This window comes from Enhygromyxa salina (assembly GCF_002994615.1).
GTDB classification, from domain to species: domain Bacteria; phylum Myxococcota_A; class Polyangia; order Nannocystales; family Nannocystaceae; genus Plesiocystis; species Plesiocystis salina_A.
Genome location: NZ_PVNK01000057.1, coordinates 23571 through 42422 on the forward strand (window position 1 = coordinate 23571; position 18852 = coordinate 42422).

General features: G+C 73.9%; 3 protein-coding genes (1 of these 3 cut by a window edge). All 3 read right to left on the reverse strand.

Translation table 11 applies throughout. The features are described from left to right. Tightly spaced (each overlapping or abutting the next), the 3 genes in view from ENSA5_RS39545 to ENSA5_RS05300 form a layout consistent with a single transcriptional unit that may run on beyond the window. Nucleotides 1–14450, reverse strand: partial view of a hybrid non-ribosomal peptide synthetase/type I polyketide synthase gene (locus tag ENSA5_RS39545; RefSeq protein WP_106390456.1) — the 5' portion only. 6955 nt of this gene lie to the left of the window's left edge; the window shows 14450 of its 21405 coding nt (coding positions 1–14450); the start codon lies at nucleotides 14448–14450; the stop codon falls past the left edge of the window. Further along, complete coding sequence (locus tag ENSA5_RS05295) at nucleotides 14447–15601, reverse strand: zinc-binding alcohol dehydrogenase family protein (RefSeq protein ID WP_106390457.1); 1155 nt, start codon at nucleotides 15599–15601, stop codon at nucleotides 14447–14449. The genes ENSA5_RS39545 and ENSA5_RS05295 overlap by 4 nt, the downstream gene beginning before the upstream one ends. Then, a complete protein-coding gene (locus ENSA5_RS05300) occupies nucleotides 15598–18759 on the reverse strand; it encodes a beta-ketoacyl synthase N-terminal-like domain-containing protein (protein WP_181197393.1) in 3162 nt (1053 codons plus the stop codon). The genes ENSA5_RS05295 and ENSA5_RS05300 overlap by 4 nt, the downstream gene beginning before the upstream one ends. Between the last annotated feature and the right edge of the window lie 93 nt (nucleotides 18760–18852).

The following is an 18852-nucleotide window of genomic DNA, read 5'->3' on the forward strand; positions in this document are numbered from 1 at the left end:
ACGGTCGCGGGGACGGGGCCCGGCGCTTCGAGCAGCGCGTCGAGGCTGGCGAAGCAGGGCCGCTCGAGCAACGCGGCGAGGGCCGCGTCGCCGACGACCGCCAGCGCGTCCGCGGGTTCGCGCGCGTCGTCGAGCTCGACGGGCATCCAGCTCATGTGGAGCAGCGGCGCGCTTGGGCGTTGGCGCCGGACGGGGGCGAGCTGGGCGAGCTCGACGCGACGAAAACGCAGCGAGTCCACGCTCAGCGCCGGGGTGCCGAGGTGATCGGCGACGACCAGGCGCAAGCTGGCCGCCTCGCTGTCGCCCCCGAGCCACTCGACGCGGGCCACGAGCTCACGGCCAAGCTCAGCGTCGACGCGACGCCGAACGCCGCGCCAGTCGACTGGCAACAAGGCCGAGTCTCCACCCTGATCATCGAGGCCCGCGACCTCGAACAGCCCGAGCAGGTGCAAGGCCGCGTCGAGCAGCGCCGGGTGAACCAGGCAGTCGCGGCCCTCGTCGGCGGTGCTGACCGGCAGCTGCAGGCGAGCCCAGGCCGTGTCGCCCTCGCGCCGGGCCTCGACGAGCCCGCGAAAGCTCGGGCCATAGCGCAGGCCACCCGCCTCGATGCGCTCGTACAGCGCGTCGAGATCGACTCCCTCGCCCGCGCTCGGAGGCCAGCGCAGCGGCGCGCCGTCGAGGGGCTCGGCGTCACCGCGCAGGTCCAGGCTCGCGCTGGCGTGGCGGCGCCAGCTCGCCTCGCCCTCGCCCTCGCCCTCACCCTCGCCCGCGGGTGTCGACGCCCGGGCGAAGATCTCGAGCGCCTCGCCCTCGATGCGCAGCTGCAGCTGCACGCTGGCGCTGGCGTCAACCGAGAGCGCCCGCTCGAGGCTCAGCGAGCGCAGGCCCGGGGCCCCGGCTCGCGCGGCGGCGACCAGGGCCAGGTCGAGCCAGGCGGTCGCCGGAACCAGCGGGACATCCAAGACCACGTGATCGGCCAGCCACGGCTGCTCGCCTGCGGACAGCCGCCCCCCGAGGAGCAGGCCGCCCTCGGCCAGGGTCGTGACCCCGTGGACGACGCCATGGTCGAGGGGGTCGAGGCCGAGCGCCGCCGCGTCGGCGCGCGAGCGCGGCGCGAGCCAGTGGCGCTCGCGCTGCCAGGGGTAGGTGGGCAAGTCGACGTGGCCCGCGACCTCGGGCTCGAACGCGCTGGCCCAGTCGATCTCGACCCCGCGAAGGTGGAGGCGCGCGAGCACCTGCAAGAGCGCGGCCCGATCGTCCGTGCCGCGATCGAGGGTCGCCAAGACCGAGGCCGGCCGCTCGGCGTCGGCTTCGAGACACGACTCGAGCGCAGGCCCGAGGATCGGGTGGGGACCGATCTCGACGAAGATCGGGCGGGTCGACGGCGCCTCGCCTGCGCCAGCCAAGCCCTCGACGATCGCGTCGAGGGTCGCGGCGAAGCGGACGCGCTCGCGCAGGTTGGCGCACCAGTAGCCAGCGTCGAGCTCACGACCGTCGAGCGCCGCCGCGCGGACGCTCGAGTACAGCCGCGGCCCCGTGCACGGGCGGGGCCCGAGCTCCGCGACCATGACCTGCTCGAGCGCCTCGGCCAGGCCCGCCAACGCCGGCTCGACCAGGCGGCTGTGAGACGCGTAGCCCATCTGGACCTCGCGGCAGTAGAGCTCTCGCTCACGCGCCCACCGCATCAGCGCGGCGAGGGCCTCGGCCCGACCGGCGACCACCGTCGCCCGGGGGCCGTTGACCGCGGCGACATCGAGCTGATCTCGGAGCGCGGCGTCGGCCTCGATCTGCGCGACCAGCTCGGCCTCTGAAGCGGCGAACAAGGCGATCGCCCCGGGCTCCGGGAGCTCGAGCACCGCGCGGCTGCGCAGGACCACGAGCTCGGCGCCCGCCTCGAGGGTCAAGGCGCCTGCGACGACCGCGGCCGCGACCTCGCCGAGGCTGTGCCCGCACACGGCCGCCGGCTCGACGCCGAGGCCCCGGAGGGTCGCAGCCAGGGCCACGGCCAAGCCAAAGAGGGCCGGCTGGACCACGTCGGGGCGCTCGAGGTCGAGCTCGAGCCGACCCGAGAACAGCGCCTGGACCGACCAGCCAGTGAGCGGCGCGAGCACGTCGTCGACCGCCTCGAGCGCGGCGGCGAAGCGCGGGCTCGCGCCGAGCAGCGACCGCCCCATCTTCGACCACTGGCCACCCTGGCCGGAGAAGATGAAGACGATCGCGGGCTCAGCCTCGGCGTGGCCGCGCTCGAGGCCGGGGTGCGGGTGACCGGCCGCGAGGGCCTCGAGCGCGGCGATCGCCGCCGCCAGCGAGTCGACGCTGGCGAAGGCGCGATCGGGCAGATGGGCCCGACGCAGCGCCGCCGTGTGGACGAGGTCGTCGAGGCGAGTGTCGGGCCGGGCCCGGAGCTGCGCCGCCCACCGACGAGCCTGCTCCGCGAGCCCTCGGCCGCGACCCGAGATCAGCAGCGGGCGCGCGCCGCCGAGCGAGCTCGAGTCAGCTTCGCGGGCGTCGAGGGGCCGCGCGGGCGCCTGCTCGACGATCAAGTGAGCGTTGGTCCCGCTGAAGCCAAAGGAGCTGACGCCCGCGCGGCGGGGCCCGGCGCCACAAAAGTCGAGGGCCTCGCGCGCGACCCGGATCGGCAGCGAGTCCCAGTCGACGTTGGGGTTGAGCTGACCGACGTGCAGGGTCGGCGGGATCAGGCCCTCGCGCACACACAGCGCGGCCTTGATCAGCGCCGCGATCCCGGCGGCGCCCTCGGCGTGGCCAATGTTGCTCTTGATCGAGGCCACGGCCAGCGCTTGCTCGCGCGCCTCGCCATAGACCTCCGCCAGCGCTCGGACCTCGATCGGATCGCCGAGCACCGTGCCGGTCCCATGACACTCGACGAAGTCGACGCTCGACGGCGAGACCTCGGCGCGGGCCAGGGCTTGGCGGATCACCGCGCGCTGGGCCGCCCCGTCGGGCGCGGTGAACCCGTTGCTGCGACCGTCTTGGTTGACGGCGCTGCCGCGGATCACCGCCACGATGTCGTGGCCCTCGCGCTCGGCGTCCGCGAGCCGCTCGAGCAACACCAGCCCGCAGCCCTCGGCGCGCACGTAGCCGTCGGCGTCGGCCGAGAAGGTCTGGCAGCGACCGCTCGGCGCCAACGCCCGCAGCTCGCTGAAGTACACGTAGCCCGCGGGCGAGAGCAACAAGTTGACGCCGCCCGCGAGGGCCAGATCGCACTCGCCGCTGCGCAGCGCAGCGCAGGCCAGGTGCGTCGCCACCAGTGACGAGGAGCAGGCCGTGTCGACCGGCAAATTCGGGCCCCGCAGCCCCAGGGCGTAAGACAGGCGACCGACGATCGCGGCGTGGGTGGTTCCGAGCAGCGAGTAGGCGTCGATCCGCGCGGGGTCAGCGAGGGCCTCGACCAGGTACTCGCTGCCACACACGCCCACGAACACGCCCGTGTTGCTGCCCTCGAAGGCCCGCGGCGCCAGACCGGCGCGCTCGAACGCCTCCCACGCGCACTCGAGCAGCAGTCGGCCCTGGGGGTCGAGGCTCCGGGCCTCGCGCGGCGCGACACGGAAGAAGTCGGCGTCGAAGCCGTCGACGGGACCGAGGAACCCGCCGGTCCGCGCGTAGGTCTTGCCCGCGCGGGTCGGATCGGCGTCGTACCAGGCGTCGATGTCGAAGCGGGTCGAAGGGACCTCGGTGATCGCGTCGCGCCCTTCGACGAGCAGCGCCCACAATTGCTCGGGAGTCTCGACGCCGCCGGGAAAGCGGCACGCGATCGAGACGATCGCGATCGCGTCGTCCTGCTCGCCTCGGTCCGGGGCCCGCGTCGCCCTCGGAGGCCGGGCCGGGTCGACGCCGGGGTCGGCGAGCTCGGCGAGGCGCGCGTCGAGGTGGTCGGCGATCGCCCGGGCGCTGGGGAATTCGAAGGCGAGGGTCGTCGGCAGCGAGACCCCGGTCCGCTCGACCAGGAGGTTGCGCAGCTCCACGGCCATCAGCGAGTCGAGGCCGAGCTCACGCATGGGCTGATCCGGCTCGACGACCTCGGGCCCGCGAACCCCCAGGGCCACCGCCAGGGCCTGGCGCGTGAGCGCCAGCAGCCGAGCCGCGCGGGCGTTCGGCTCCAGGCCCGCGAGCTCGCGGCCCAGCTCATGGCCCAGCTCATGGCCCAGCTCATGACCCAGCTCCGGGGCCGAGCCGACCCGCGCGCCACCGAGCCCACGCAGCCGCGCTCGCGGGCGGGTCGTGGACGCGCGCCGCGGCGAGAAGTCTGCGAGCAGCAAGCTCGACTCGGGCCGCCGCAGCGCGGCGTCGAACAAGGCCAGCGCCCGCGCGTCGTCGAGGGGCTCGAGACCGACCCGGCGCATGCGGGCGAGGTCGGCGTCGGCGAGCGCGGCGCTCATGCCTCGCTCGGCCCAAGGCCCCCAGGCCAGGCTCTGGCCCGGCAGGCCGACGCTGCGGCGCTGGGCCGCGAGCGCGTCGAGGCCCGCGTTGGCGGCGGCGTAGTTGCTCTGCGCGACGCTGCCGAGGATCCCCGCGGCGGACGAGAACAACACGAAGTGGCGCAGCGGCTGCGCGCGGGTCAGCTCGTCGAGGTGGACGGCGGCGTCGAGCTTGGGCCCGAGCACGCCCTCGAAGCGGGCGGCGTCGAGGTCGGTGAACAGGCCGTCGTCGATCACGGCGGCGAGATGGAAGACCGAGGCCAAGGGCTGCTCGATCGTCTCGAGGCACGCTCCGAGCTCGGCCCGATCGCTGACGTCGCAGGCGATCACGCGCAGCTCGGCGCCGAGCGGCTCGAGCTCGGCTCGGAGGGCCTCACAGCCCTCAGCCGAGGGCCCCGCGCGAGACACGAGGATCAGCGAGCGCACGCCGTGCTCGCGGACCAGGTGGCGGGCGATGAGCTGCCCGAGCGCCCCGGTCCCGCCGGTGATCAGCGCCGCGCCCTCGTCGAGGCCCAGCGAGACCCGCGACGGCGCCTGCGGGTCGCGCTCGACCGAGCGCAGCCGCGGACGAGAGATCCGCCCGGACTCGATCCGGAGCTCGGGCTCGTCGAGGGCGAGCGCCCGCGCGGCCCGCTCGGCGTCGAGCTCGGCGTCGCAGGCGATCAGCCGGAGGCGACGATCGGGGTGTTCGCTGCGGACCGATCCGCACAGCCCCGCGAGCGCGCCGTGCAGCACCGGCGCCTCGACGCCGACCACCAGCGTCAGCTCGCAGCTCGCCTCGCACCAGCGCAGCCACGACTTGACCCGCGCGACGGCCTCGAGGATCGCCGCGTGGAGATCCGCGATCGTGTCGGGCGAGGCGCCCACGCGCCGGGCCCCGATCACCGCGAGCACCCGCTCGGGTCCACGGGCCGCGGCGGCCTCGAGGTCGACCGCTGCCGGCCAACCCAAGCTCGCGGCCAGCCCCGGATCGCCGATCACGACCGGATCGCTCCCGGCGACCTCGACGAGGGGCGCGTCGACGCGCTCGTCGACGAGGCGATGAAGCGCGACCCGCTCGCGCCCCGCGGCCAGCAAGAAGCTCGCTCGGGGCGCCCGCTTGATCCGCATGCCCTCGATCGTCAGCAGGCAGCGCCCGTCGTCGCCGTGCAGCGACAGCGACGCGCCCTCGACCTCGCCGTCGAGCTCGCCGCGCAACCACCGACGCGAGCTCGCGACGCCCGCCGAGGCGCCGGTCCAGCGCAGGCGCTCGATCGCAAACGGGATCCGCGGCACGTCGTCGTCGGGCGTGGGTGGCCAGCGCAGGGCGACGCCCGAGGCCGAGGCGTTGTCGAGCACCACCGGAGAGATCGGCGCGTGCGCGCGCCCCTCGGCGGCGAGCTCGTCGCGGAGCCTGGCCTCGACGAAGCGGCCCCGACGCTCGAGCCCGTCGAGCGCGTTCCAGCCTGGACCCCAGCTGACATCGACGGCCGCGAGCGCGTCGACGAGGTCGTCGAAGCCGAGCTCGAGATCGACGGGCGACGCGGGGATCTCCAGGGCCCACGCGTCCGGGTCGGCGCCGCGCTCGAGTCGGGCGCTGACGTGGGTCAACCACCCTCCGTCGACGCGCGTAGCCAGCCGGACTTGCCAGACGCCCGCGCCCAAGTCGGAGCTGGAGTTGGAGTTGGAGTTGGAGGCGTTCGGCTGGAGCTGGGCCGTGAGCGTGACCGGAGCCTCGCCGTCGAGCAGCAGCGGCGCCGCGAACACGACGTCCTCGAGGGTCACGGCCTCGCCCGGCCACAGCTCGGCGCTCACGGCCAGCAGCGCCGCGACGTGGAGGGTCGCCGGCGCGGTGACCCGGCCCAAGATCCGATGATCGGCGAGGTAGGGTTGATGGCCCAGGCTCACGGGGATCTCGTGCACGCGGCCCCCGTCGGGCGTCTCGCGGTAGACCCCGCCGAGGTCGAAGCGCGCCCGCCGTCCGGCGCCGACGGCCGCGGGCGGCTCACGCCAATGCCGCTCGCGCTGCCAGGGGTAGGTCGGGAGCGCGAGCAGCCGATCCGCCCGGGGTCCGAGCACGCGCGCGTCGAGCTCGACGCCGCGCACGTACAGGGCCGCCCAGGCCCGGACCATGCTCGCAAGCTCACCGAGTTGGCCGCGCACGCTGGCCACACACGCACACGCGCCCGGCGTCGACGTCGACGTCGACGTCGAGCTGACCTTCAAGCTGCTCGCCGCCATCCCGGTCAGCACGGCGTCGGGCCCACACTCGACGAACACCCGGAAGCCCTGGTCACGGCTCGCCTCGAGGGCCTGGTGGAAGCGGACCGGTTCGCGGGCCTGGCGAACCCAGTAGTCCACGGACCTGAGCTCGGCGCTCGACGCCCGGCGCCCGGTCAGCGTGCTGATGATCGGCAGCGCCGGCGGACGGCGCTCGCAGCTGGCGACGATCTCCGCGTAGTCGGCCAGGATCTCGTCGATGTGCGCGCTGTGAAACGCGTGGCTGACCTCGAGCCGACGAAAGCGAGCGCGCGCGCCCAGGCTCAGACCGAGGGCCTCGACGGCGGCTCGATCCCCGCTGACGATGCAGCGCCCCGGTCCAAGGTAGGCCGAGATCTCGACGCCCGCGCCGAGCTCCGAGACCAGCTGCTCGGGCGCGACCGAGACCGCCGCCATCGCGCCTTCCCGATCGATGCCCTGCATCAAGCGCCCGCGCGCGCAGACCAGCCGCGCCGCGTCGTCGAGCGAGAACACCCCCGCGATCGTCGCGGCGACCAGCTCGCCGACGGAGTAGCCGAGCAGCGCGTCGAAGCGCAGGCCCCAGCCCTGCCACTGGCGGGCCAGGGCGTACTCGACAGCGAACATCGCCGGCTGGGTGACCCCGGTCTGAGCGAGGGCCTCGGCGTCGGCGCACAGCTCGAGCAGCGGCCGCGCGAGCCCACCGGCCGCCGTCATCGCCGCCTCGACCTCGTCGAAGGCGGCGCGGAATTCGGGCAAGCGCTGGTAGAGCTCGACGCCCATGCCCGCTCGTTGGCCGCCCTGTCCGGTGAACATTGCGATCGAGGGGCCGCCCTGTTTGGCGCCGCGGATCAGCTCGGGCCGCAGCTCGGCGGCGGCGAGCTGGCGCAGCGCGACGATCCCCGAGCGCCGGTCCCCGACGTGCACGGCCGCGCGAACGCGATGGTGCGCGCGATGGTGGGCTGCGGTCGCGACCGCAGCAGGCCACGCCTCGTCGGTCAGCTGTTCGAGCGCGTCGGCCCAGCGCAGGGCCTGCTCGCGCAGGGCCTCGTCGGTCCGAGCGCTGACGATCAGCAGCGGCCCGGCCTCGACCGCGCGCTCGGCCGCTTCGAGCTCGTCGACCGGCGCCTCGCCCACGATCACGTGCGCGTTGGTGCCGCTCACACCAAACGAGGAGACCCCGGCGAGCCGCGGGCCCCGGTCCGCGCCCCGCGGCCACGGCTGCGCCTCGCTGACCAGGGCCAGGCCGCTGCGAGCCCAGTCGACGTGCGTCGTCGGATCGTCGACGTGGAGCGTCGGCGGGAGCTGCTCGTGGACCAGCGCGAGGACCACCTTCATCAGCCCGGCCACCCCCGCAGCGGACAGCGTGTGCCCGAGGTTCGACTTGACCGAGCCCAACCACAGCGGCGCCCGCGGGTCCGCGGTCGAGCCCCGCCCGCGACCGAAGACCCGCTCGAGCGCGCCCGCCTCGATCGGGTCGCCGAGCTTCGTCCCGGTCCCGTGGGCCTCGACGTAGTCGATCGCCTCGGGCCCGAGCTTGGCCGAACGCAGCGCGCGGCGGATGACCCGCTCTTGGGCCGGGCCGCTGGGCGCCGTCAGACCGTTGCTGCGGCCATCTTGATTGACCGCCGCGCCGTGGATGAGGGCGAGGATCGGGTGGCCATGGCGGCGCGCGTCAGACAAGCGCTCGAGCAAGACCAGGCCCACGCCCTCGGCCCAGGCCACGCCGTCGGCCGCGGCCGAGAAGGACTTGCAACGCCCGTCGCGGGCGAGCCCGCCGAGGCGCGCGAACTCGATGAACAGCGTCGGGCTCTGGAGCAGGCACGCGCCGCCGGCGAGGGCCATGCTGCACTCGCCAGCGCGCAGCGCCTGGGCGGCGAGGTGGACGGTCACCAGCGACGACGAGCAGGCCGTGTCGACCGTCAGCGCGGGCCCCTCGAGGCCGAAGGCGTAGGCCAACCGACCCGAGGCCGTGCTCGGCGTCGCGCCGGTGACACCGTAGCCGTCGAGCTGCTCGGCGAGGCTGTGGCCGTCCATCCACCGGTACTCCTCCGTCGACAAGCCGATGTAGACCCCGACCTCGCTGCCCGCGAGCTCGCGCGGACGCAGGCCCGCGCGCTCGAAGGTCTCCCAGCCGACCTCGAGCAGGAGGCGCTGCTGCGGGTCGAGGCCGCGAGCCTCGCGACCGGCGATCTCGAAGAACGCCGCGTCGAAGCCGCTGAGGTCGCCGAGGAAGCCGCCCCGCCGGCAGTAGGTGGTGCCCGAGGCCTCCGCGCGCGGATCGTAGATCGCGTCGATGTCCCAGCGTTGGCGCGGAACCTCGCTCGTCACGTCGCGGCCCTCGACCAGCGCCTGCCAGTAGGCGTCCGGGCTGTCGATCTCGCCCGGGAACCTGCAGCCCATGGCCACGATCGCGATCGGCTCGTCGATCTCATCGCGCTCGGCGTGGGGGCCTGGAGCTTCGACCTCGGCCGAGCTCGCGGCCGCGTCCTCGCCGGCCCCGAGCGCCGCGACCAAGGCCCGCAAGGTCGGGTGATCGTAGGCCAGCGTCGCGGGCAGCGAGCGGCCCAGGACCCGCTGCAAGCGACTGCGCAGGCGCAAGGCCGCGACCGAGTCGACGCCGAGCGAGGCGAAGGTCGCGTCGGGATCGAGCTGCTCACGGTCGAGCTCGAAGGCCGCCGCGGCCTCCCGGGCGACGAGCTCGAAGCGCTCACCATCAAGGCCGCCCCCGGGCTGAGTTGGCGGACGCGCCGGGCTCGCTGACGAGCCCGGCGCTGGAGGCAGGCCGAGTCGCGCGAGCCCGCCGCGGTCGACCTTGGCGTTGCTGCTCCGCGGCAGCCGGTCGGCGTGGAGCTGCCACGCCGCCGGGACCATGTACGCCGGCAGGCTCAGCGCGCAGTGGCTGCGCAGCGCGGCGATCAGTTGGCCCGGATCGTGGTCCGCGGCCCCCGCGAGGCCGACGTGGGCGACCAGCCGCGGCGGCCGCTGACCGACGACGACGACCGCGACCTCGGCGACGGCCGCGTGGCTCGCGAGCCGGGCCTCGATCTCACCGAGCTCGATCCGAAACCCGTTGACCTTGACCTGGCGATCGCGGCGCCCGAGGAACTCCAAGGTCAGGTCGGGCCGCCAGCGACCAAAGTCGCCGGATCGGTACAGGTACTCGCCGGTGATCGGGTGCTCGATGAACGAGGCCGCGCTGCGCTCGGGGTCGGCGTAGTAGCCCCGGGCCACGCCGACGCCGCCGAAGTAGAGCTCGCCCGGCACCCAGGTCGGGCACGGGCGCAACCACCGATCGAGCACGTGGATCCGATGGTTGGTCATCGGCCGGCCGTAGGGAATGCTCGGGCGGCTGCGATCGACCTCGCCGATCGGGTGCTCGACCTGCCAGATCGTGCCCTCGGTCGTGCCGCCGAGGCTGTAGATCTGGGCGTGTGGGACCACGCGACGCAGCGCGTCGGGCAGGTCGAGCGGGATCCAGTCGCCGCTCATCATGATCACCCGCAGCGAGGCCATGGCCTCGGCCAGCTCCGGTCGATCCTCGGCGTAGTCGACGAGCAGCTGAGCCAGCGAGGGCACCGTGTTCCAGATGCTCACCCCGCGCCGCAACAGCGGCTCCCAGCGCTCGGGGTCACTGCGCTCGGCCTCGGTCGGCGTGACCACGGCGGCCCCGACCGCCCACATGCCAAACAGATCGTAGACGGACAGATCGAAGCCGAGCGACGACAGACCGAACACCCGGTCCGAGCCGAGCACGGCGTAGCGGGCGTTGACGTCGACGATCGTGTTGACCGCGCTGCGGTGCTCGATCATCACCCCCTTCGGGGCCCCCGTCGAGCCGGAGGTGAAGATCACGTAGGCGAGATCTCGGCCCTCGGGTCGGCCGAGCGCGGCGCGGTCGTAGCCCTCGACCTCCGTGACCGGCAGCTCGTCCACGTACAGGCGCTCGACCCCCGCGGGCCACGGGAACTCGGGCTGGGCCGCCTCGAACGCGGCGCTGGTCACGGCCACGCGCACCTTGCCGCGCTCGAGCAGGGCCACGCAGCGCTCGCTCGGGTGGCTGGTGTCGATCGGCAAGTAGGCCGCGCCCGCGCGGACCACCGCCAGGGCCGCGACGGGCTGGGCCCAGCCGCGATCGACGATCACCGCGACGAGCTCGTCGGCCGCGACCCCCCGCGCGAGCAGGGCGGCCGCGAGCCGAGCGCTGACCAGGTCGAGCTCGGCGTAGCTCAGGGTCCGCGCGGTGCTGATGATCGCCTCGGCCTCGGGGCTGCGCGCGACCTGGGCGTCCCACACGGCGTCGAGGGTCTGCGCGGGCAAGGGCGCCGTGTCGTCGTTGGCCTGATCGATCCCCGCGCGTTGATCGGGGGGCAGCAGCTCGGGCGTCGGGGCCTGCCACAGGCGCGGGTCGTCGGCGAGGCTCGCGAGGCGTCGATCCAAGGCCGCGAACATGGCGTCGAGCAGACCCGGCGGGAACAGGCCCTCGATCGCGTCCCAGCGGCTGACGATCTCCCCGTCGCACTCGAGCAGCTGGTAGTCGAGCCACACGTGCGGCGCCTGGCTGATCGCGTAGACCTCTGGCCCGATCCACGCGGTGTCAAAGCGCCGCGAACCGTCCCCGCGGACCATGCTGGTAAACACCACCGGGATGCTCACGGCGCCCGCTCGGGACCACTCGCGGAGCACGTCGACGGCGTGCACGATGCGGTGATCGAGCTGGGCGTGGAGCTGCGCCTGGAGGCCGCGGGCGAGGGCGTCAAACGGCCCGGGCTCCGGACGATCGCAGCGCAAGAAGGCCATGGTCGTGAAGTCGCCGACGATCTCGTCGATCCGCGGGTCGAGGGGCGGGCGCCGAAAGGTGGTCAGGTTGAGGGCGAAGGGCTGAGCCCCCGTCCAGGCCTCGAGGATCTCGACGAACACCGCGCACACGACCACGCTCGGGGTCAGACCGCAGCGCTTGGCCTGGGCGACGAGGCGATCCCAGCGCGCGCGGGGGATGATCTGCCGGCGCCGGACGAAGCGCGGACGCTCGAGCTCTTCGGGCGCGCACGCCAGCGGCAAACTGGCGGCGGTCGCAAAGCTCGGCCGCTGCTCGGCCCACCACGAAAGCGACGCCGCGTAGGCCGGGGTCCCGCGCAGCTGCTGCTCGTGGCCCACGCACTCGCGGAAGCCGTAGGCGGGCAGGGCCGGGAGCTCGAGCCCGGGGTCGGCGTACAGCCGCCGCCACTCGTCGAAGAGCAGGCCAATGCTGGCTCCGTCGGCGATCAACAGGTCGATGCTCACGAACAGCCGGGTCTGGGTGTCGTCGAGCCGAGCCGCGCGCAGCTCGAACAGGGGCCAGCGATCGGCCGCCAGGACCTGGTGAGACATGCGCTCGCGCTGCTGGGCCAGCCACCGGTCGCGCGCGCGGTGATCGAGGCCGCGCAGGTCGTCGACCGCGATCACGTAGGCCGGGACCTCGGCGAGGATCCGCTGGCGCCCGTCGTCATCGATGACCAGACGCAGGGCCTCGTGACGATCGATCAAGGCCCGCCACGCTCGCGCGAGGCGGTCGAGGTCGAGCCCGCGGGCGTCGAACTCCTGGTAGCTGTGACACGAGACCCCGCCCAGCTCGCCGCCCGCGCGACCGACCCAGTAGGCCCGCTGGATCCCGTGCAACGCAAACGGGGCGTGACGATCTTCGCCGTCTGCTCCGCTCGCCAAGGCCGGCGTCGCCGGGTCGTCGCCACGCTCGGGGCCGAGGGCCGCGAGCTCGGCGATCAGCTCCGCCCGCGGCCGCGGCTGGGACAGCGCCGAGAGCCCGACTCGAACCCCGAGCGCGTGCGACAGCGCCTCGCTCAGCTCGACCAGCGCCAGCGAGTCGAGCCCGAGCTCGATCAGCGGCGCCGCGTCGGCGCCCGGCTCGTGCTCGGCTCCGACGCCGAGCTTCGCGCGGACCAGGCTCGAGACCAGGCCCTCGATCTCCACGACCCGCTCGGGCCCCGCGCTGGCCCGGACCGCCGCGAGTCGAGCGTCGTCGAGCTCGCGTAGATCGGCGTCGACGTCCCACCGCGCGAGCGGCTCGATCGCCCCCGCCAGGTACCGGGCCTTCATCTCGCCGCGCTGGATCTTCCCGCTCGAGGTCTTGGCCAGCGCCCGCGGCCCGAGCAACAAGATCGTCGCGGGCTGGACCCCGAGGGCGCCCAGCTCGCGCCGCAGCAGGGCAAAGAGCGCGCGGAGGTCGTCCGTACGCTCGGGGTAGACCTCGGTCATGAACACGAGGCGCTCGGCGTCGCCATCGTCGACGACGATCGCCGCGGCCGCGCTCGGGCGCAGCGCCGGGTGGAGATCTTGGACGGCCCACTCGAAGTCTTGAGGGTAGTAATTCTCGCCGCGGACAATCAGCAGATCCTTGATCCGCCCGGTCACGAACAGCTGCTCGTCGCGGATGAAGCCGAGATCGCCGCTGCGCAGCCAGACCCCGGGCGGGCCCTCGCTGAGCTCGGCGCCGAAGCGCGCGGTGCTGGCCTCGGGGCTCGAGAAGTAGCCCGCCGCGACGCTCGAGCCGGAGATCCAGATCTCACCGACCTCACCGTCGGCGCGCGCGACCCGACGCTCGGGGTCGACGATGAGGATCCGCGTGTCCCCGCTCGGCCGGCCACAACCGGCGATCCGTTGAGCGCCCGGCGAGCCAGGCGAGGCGAGCTCGACCCGACCACCGGCGAGCACCTCGCGGTCGACGTCCAAGAACACGCCGCGCTCACCGACCGCCTCGGCGGTCAGCTCGGCCGTGGCTTCGGACATCCCGTAGCTGTGCGAGATCACGTCCTCGCCCAGGCCGTAGCTCGAGAAGCGCGCGAGGAATCGGGCCTCGCTGTGGGCCCGGATCGGCTCCCCACCGTTGAGCGCGTGGCGCCATTTCGACAGCTCGAGCCCCTCGCAGTCCTCGGGCCGGGTCTTGGCGACGACGAGGTCGAAGCCGAAGTTGGGCGTCACGCTGTGGGTCCCGCCGAAGCGATCGATCGCCCGCAACCATCGAATCGGTCGGGCCAAGAAATCGCGCGGCGCCATCGAGACCGCGCAAAACCCAATGAACAGCGGCAGCGCGACGCCGTAGACCAGGCCGAGGTCGTGGTAGGTCGGGACCCAGTAGACCATCACGCTGTCGGGCTGCAGGTCGTAGGCTTCGTTGAGGTTGGCGCAATTGTGCAGGAGGTTCGAGTGGGTGATCACCACCCCCTTCGGCGTCGAGGTCGAGCCGGAGGTGTATTGCAGGTACAGCGGGGTCTCGGGTTCGGCGGGCGCAGGCGACCACGCTCGGACCGCCTCATCGTCCAGCTCGGGCAGGGCCTCGACGTCGATCCAGTCCAGCTTGGCGAGCTCGCCCAGCGCCTCGAGGCCCGCCGCCCACTGACCGAGCGAGAGCGCAGCCACGGCGCCCGCGTCGGCGGCGATCGCCTCGAGCCGGCCGCGGTCGCGCTCGGGTCGGGCCGGATCGGGGGCCGGGACCGGGACCGCGACCAGGCCCGCGAGGGCCGAGGCCAACAGCGCGACGCCGAACTCCAGCCCCTGCGGAAACGCCAGGAGCACGCGATCGCCTGGTCGCAGCTGCGGGTGCGCGCTCGCGAGCGCCGCGGCCTGAGCCCGAGCCGCAGACCACAGCGAGGCCACGCTGAGCTCGCCGCTGACGGTCTCGCCATCCACGAGGTGGCGATAGAGCACCCGCTCAGGCGCCGTCTGAGCGCGGTGGCGCAGCAGCGCTGTCACCGTGTCGACGGTGGCCGGGGGATGATGGGCGTCGTGCTTCCAGATGCTCATGTCGGGTTGATCGCAAAGACGTGAAAGAACCCACCGCCACCCGCGGCCGCGTGGCGGACCAGCTCGGGGACCGTGTCGAAGCTCCAGACCTCGTCGTCGACCGGCGGCAGCCAGCCCTCGGCCTCGGCGTAGGCGATCGCGGCCAGGCCCTGGCGGTAGCGGGCGTAGTGGGTGTGGACGAACTGGTGGCGCGCGATGCACTCGGACGCACGCAAAAACGACAGGTCCATGCCCAGCTTCCAGCCGGCGCTGGTCACCACCCCCTGGCGCGCGAGCACCTTGAGGGTCGCCCGGTGGACCGGCGCGCCGATGAAGTCGATGAACACGTTGACGCCCGCGCCCTCGGTGATCCCCGCGACCGCCCGCTCGAACGCGAGCTCGCTGGCCAGGTAGGCCCGGCGGTAGTCGAGCTCGGCGGCGAAGCGCGGCGCGTCGAAGTGGAGGTCCGGGAAGGCCCCGCGGTCGAGGGCCGTGATCCCGGCGGCCTCGATCAGCGCGCGCCGGGCCGCGCTCGCCGACAGCTGCACGGTCCGGCAGCCGAAGCGGCGGGCCAGATCGAGCTCGACCATCGTGGTCCCGCCGCCCCAGCCAAACACCCACGGCCGCGCCAGCTCGTCGACGTCGAGCTGGAGGCGCAAGGTCCCGTAGGCCAGCTCCCAATTCGACCACGCGGTGATCGACGCGCCCGAGAACGCGGCCCAGCGAGGCAGGGGGTGGCGGGTGTCCGCGGGGACCGGGATCAGCTCGTGACGACGAATGATCATCCGCGTCGCCATGCAGCCCATGGTCCCCGGCGCGTCATAGCCAAGGGCCAGGATCGGGTAGCCGAATTCGTCGACGACCGACGCGCAGAACAACATCATCAGCTGGCCGGGGACCAGATCGTCGATCGCCTCGCCAAGCTCGAGCACTCGAACCACGCCGACGTTGCCGAGCACCACCCAGGGTTCGCGGCGCTGGCGGCAGACGTCGATCGGCTTGCGCTCGAGGGCGTGGCCGATGTTGCCCGCCCAGCAGCCAAACAGCGGCTCGACCAAGACCTCCTGACCGCGCGGCCGCGGCAGCTCGATGTCGTCGAGGACCAGCTCCGAGGGCCCGCGCTGTCCAGGTCGCCCCGGATAGAGCTTCCAGGCCTTGGCGGCGACGGTCATCGGCCGTCCCCGCGCGCGAGCTCGACCAGGGCCTCGACCATCGCGGCGACGCTCGGGTAGTCGGCGCTGAAGCCATCGTCGAGGCGAACGCCGATCAAGTCCGAGAGGCGATCGGCCAGTTCGAAGGACAGCAGCGAGTCCATGCCCAGCTCGCGCAGGTCCTGCTCCGGCGAGATCACGAGCTTGGGATCGAGGCCGAGGATCTCGCGCGTCGCCGCGAGCACCAGCTCACGCAGGCGCGCGGGCTCGGCCGGGATCGTCGGCGCGACGGGTCCGGAGTCGGCGGGCGGCGCGGCCACGCAGCCCCGCAGCGAGCCGAGCACGCGCCCCTCGGCGTCGAGGATCCGCAGCTCGCCCCGAACCCGGGGCTCGAGCTCGTCGGCCCGCGTCTCGGCCCGCGCCCAGATCGAGCTCGGCGAGCGCAGCGGCAGGTCGACCTCGACGTGCTCGATCGCCACGACGCGCCCGCGCCCGCCCCCGCCGACCCGGGTCGAGAGCACCTGAAGCGCGGCGTCGAGCGCCGCGATCTCGCTGGCGCTGGCGCGACGCTCGAGCTCCGCGAGGCGCTGATCACCGTCGATCCACAGGGCCGCGATCGCCTCCAGCTCGGGTCCGTGCTCGACCGCGGCGCGACGCTCGTAGAGCTCGGAGCCGGCGTGGACCGAGGCCCGCGCCCGCAGCTGCTCGAGCTCGGCGACCGACAGCTCGGCCGCGCGCTCGGCCTCGCGCTCGGCCAAGCGCCCGCTCGCGTGGCGGCGCCACGCGCCCTCGCCCTCCCCCTCACGGGCGAACAGCTCGAAGCTGTCGACCTCGAGGTCGACGATCAGCTGAAGCTCTCGCGGTCGATCGAGCTCGAGCTCGGCCTCGAACTGAAGCTCGGACAGGGCCGGCGCGCGACCGAGGGCGAGCGCGGCCGCCAGCGCGGCTTCGATCGTCAGCGCCGCCGAGACCACCGGGACGCCCGCGACCCGCAGCGCGCCGAGTGAGGCGTCGCGCGCGAGGTCGAGCTCGGCCTGCCACACTCGCAGCCCGGGCGCCGTGGCCACGCGCCGGGCCTCGCCAAAGCGCGGGTGGCCCCGGCGTGGCAGCTCGTCCACGCGAGGGTCCCGGTCGACTCGCTCGACAGGAGCCGGCGCATCGAGGGCGAAGCGTCGACGCTGCCACGGGTAAGGTGGCAACGAGACATGCGCGACCGGCCCGGGGTAGACCGCGGACCAGTCGATCTCGACGCCGCGCCCGTGGAGCTCGGCGAGCAGCTCGAACAGCGCGTCGAGATCCGGGCAGGCGCGGAGCTGGTCGCGCTCCCCCAACCACTCGGGTGCCTGGCCGCCGATCACCAGGATCAGCGGACCCGCGCCGAGCTCGGCCAGCGCCGCCTCGACGCCGCCCCGGTCTCCGAGCGCGAGCTCGGCCTCGCACGGGATCGCCCAGCTCGCCCAGCGCTGACACAGCGCCGCGTCGAAGCTCGGATCTCGAAGCACCACCAGCCGCGGCGGCGCGCGTCCAGGCTCGGGGAGCGCGGCGTCGAGCAGCGCCTGCGCGAGCGCCCGAGGGTCGCGACCACTGACCGCCACGCGGAGCCCCGACTGCCCGCGCCGAGTCGCCGCCGCCGCCGCGAAGCCGGGCAGCGCGGCGGCGTCGAGCTCGGCCAGGCACGCGGCGTAGCGCCGGGCGAGCTCGCCGAGCGCTTCGCGGTCATGACCCGCGAGCGGCAAGACCACCGGCGCCCGCGCGGCCGCGCTCCCGCGCGGACCGGAGGCCTCGGCCTCGGCCGCGGCTTCCGGCGCCTCGCACAGGATCACGTGGGCGTTGGTCCCGCTGATCCCAAACCCGCTGACCCCAGCGATCCGCCGCCGCGGCCCCCGTGGCCAGGGCCGCGCCGCCGCTGCGATCTCGACGGCCCCACCCAGGTCGATCCGCGGGTTGAGCTGCTCGAAGTGGAGGTGCCTCGGGATCTGCTCGTGGGTCAGCGAGAGCGCGACCTTGATCAAGCCGACGACTCCAGCCGCGCCCTCGAGGTGACCGAGGTTGGTCTTGATCGAGCCGATCACGCAGGGCTGATCGCGCGGGCCAAGCACCTCTCGCAGGGCCTCGACCTCGATCGGATCACCGAGCGGCGTCCCGGTCCCGTGGGCTTCGACATAGTCGAGCTCGGCGGCGCGGATCGCTGTCGGGCGCGCGCTGGCCAGCGCCGCCTCGATCACCGCCCGCTGGCGGGCGCCGCTCGGCGCGGTCAGGCTCGCGCTGCGCCCGTCATGGTTGACCGCCGAGCCCGCGACCACCGCCCAGATCCGGTCAGCGCGGCGGCGCGCGTCCGCGAGCCGGGTGAGCACGACCACGCCCACGCCCTCGCCACGCGCGTAGCCCTTCGCCTGGGCGTCGAAGGTCCGGCAGCGCCCGTCCGGTGACAGCGCCCGCGCCCGCGACAGACGATCGTAGCCGGTCGGCGACAGCATCAGGTTGACCCCCGCGACCAGGGCCAACGAGCACTCCCCGCGCAGGAGGCTCGCGCGGGCCAGGTGGAGCGCGACCAGCGACGAGGAGCAGGCCGTGTCGACGGTCAGGCTCGGACCCTCGAACCCAAACGCGTGCGAGATCCGCCCGGCGAGCACGCTCGACAGCACGCCGGTCAGGGTGTGCACGTCTGCGGGGCCCGAGCGCTGAACCTCGAAGTCGTGGCCGCACGAGCCGACAAACACCCCGACCGGCTGGCCGCGGAGACGATCGGGCGCGAGCCCGGCGTCCTCGAGCGCTTCGTGGGCGACCTCGAGCAGCAGCCGCTGCTGCGGATCCATGCGCCCGGCTTCGACCTCCGTGAGGTCGAAGGGGCGCGGATCGAAGCCCTCGATGTCGGACAAGAACGCCCCATAGCGGGTGACCGAGCGCCCCCTCGCCTCGGGGTTGGGGCTAAACAGCGCGTCGGCGTCCCAGCGTTGGTCCGGGATCCGATCGACGGCGTCGCGGCCAGCCTCGAGCAGGGCCCACAGGGCCTCAGGATCGTCGGCGCCGCCGGGCAGCCTGCAACCGATGCCCACGAGCGCCAGGCTGTCCTCGGGGCTCGCGGGCGCGCCCACGCCGAGCGCGTCGAGCAGCAGCGCGCGCTCGCGGTCCGAGAGGTCCGCGGCGAGCTTGGCCAAGGTGTCGATGGTTTGGTTCACGAGCGGTCCTGTGCGCGGGGTGAGAGGGCGGCCTTGGTCGCGGCGCACCTCGTCACAGGCTTCGAGGCTGCTGCGCCAGCGCCCGCCGAAGCC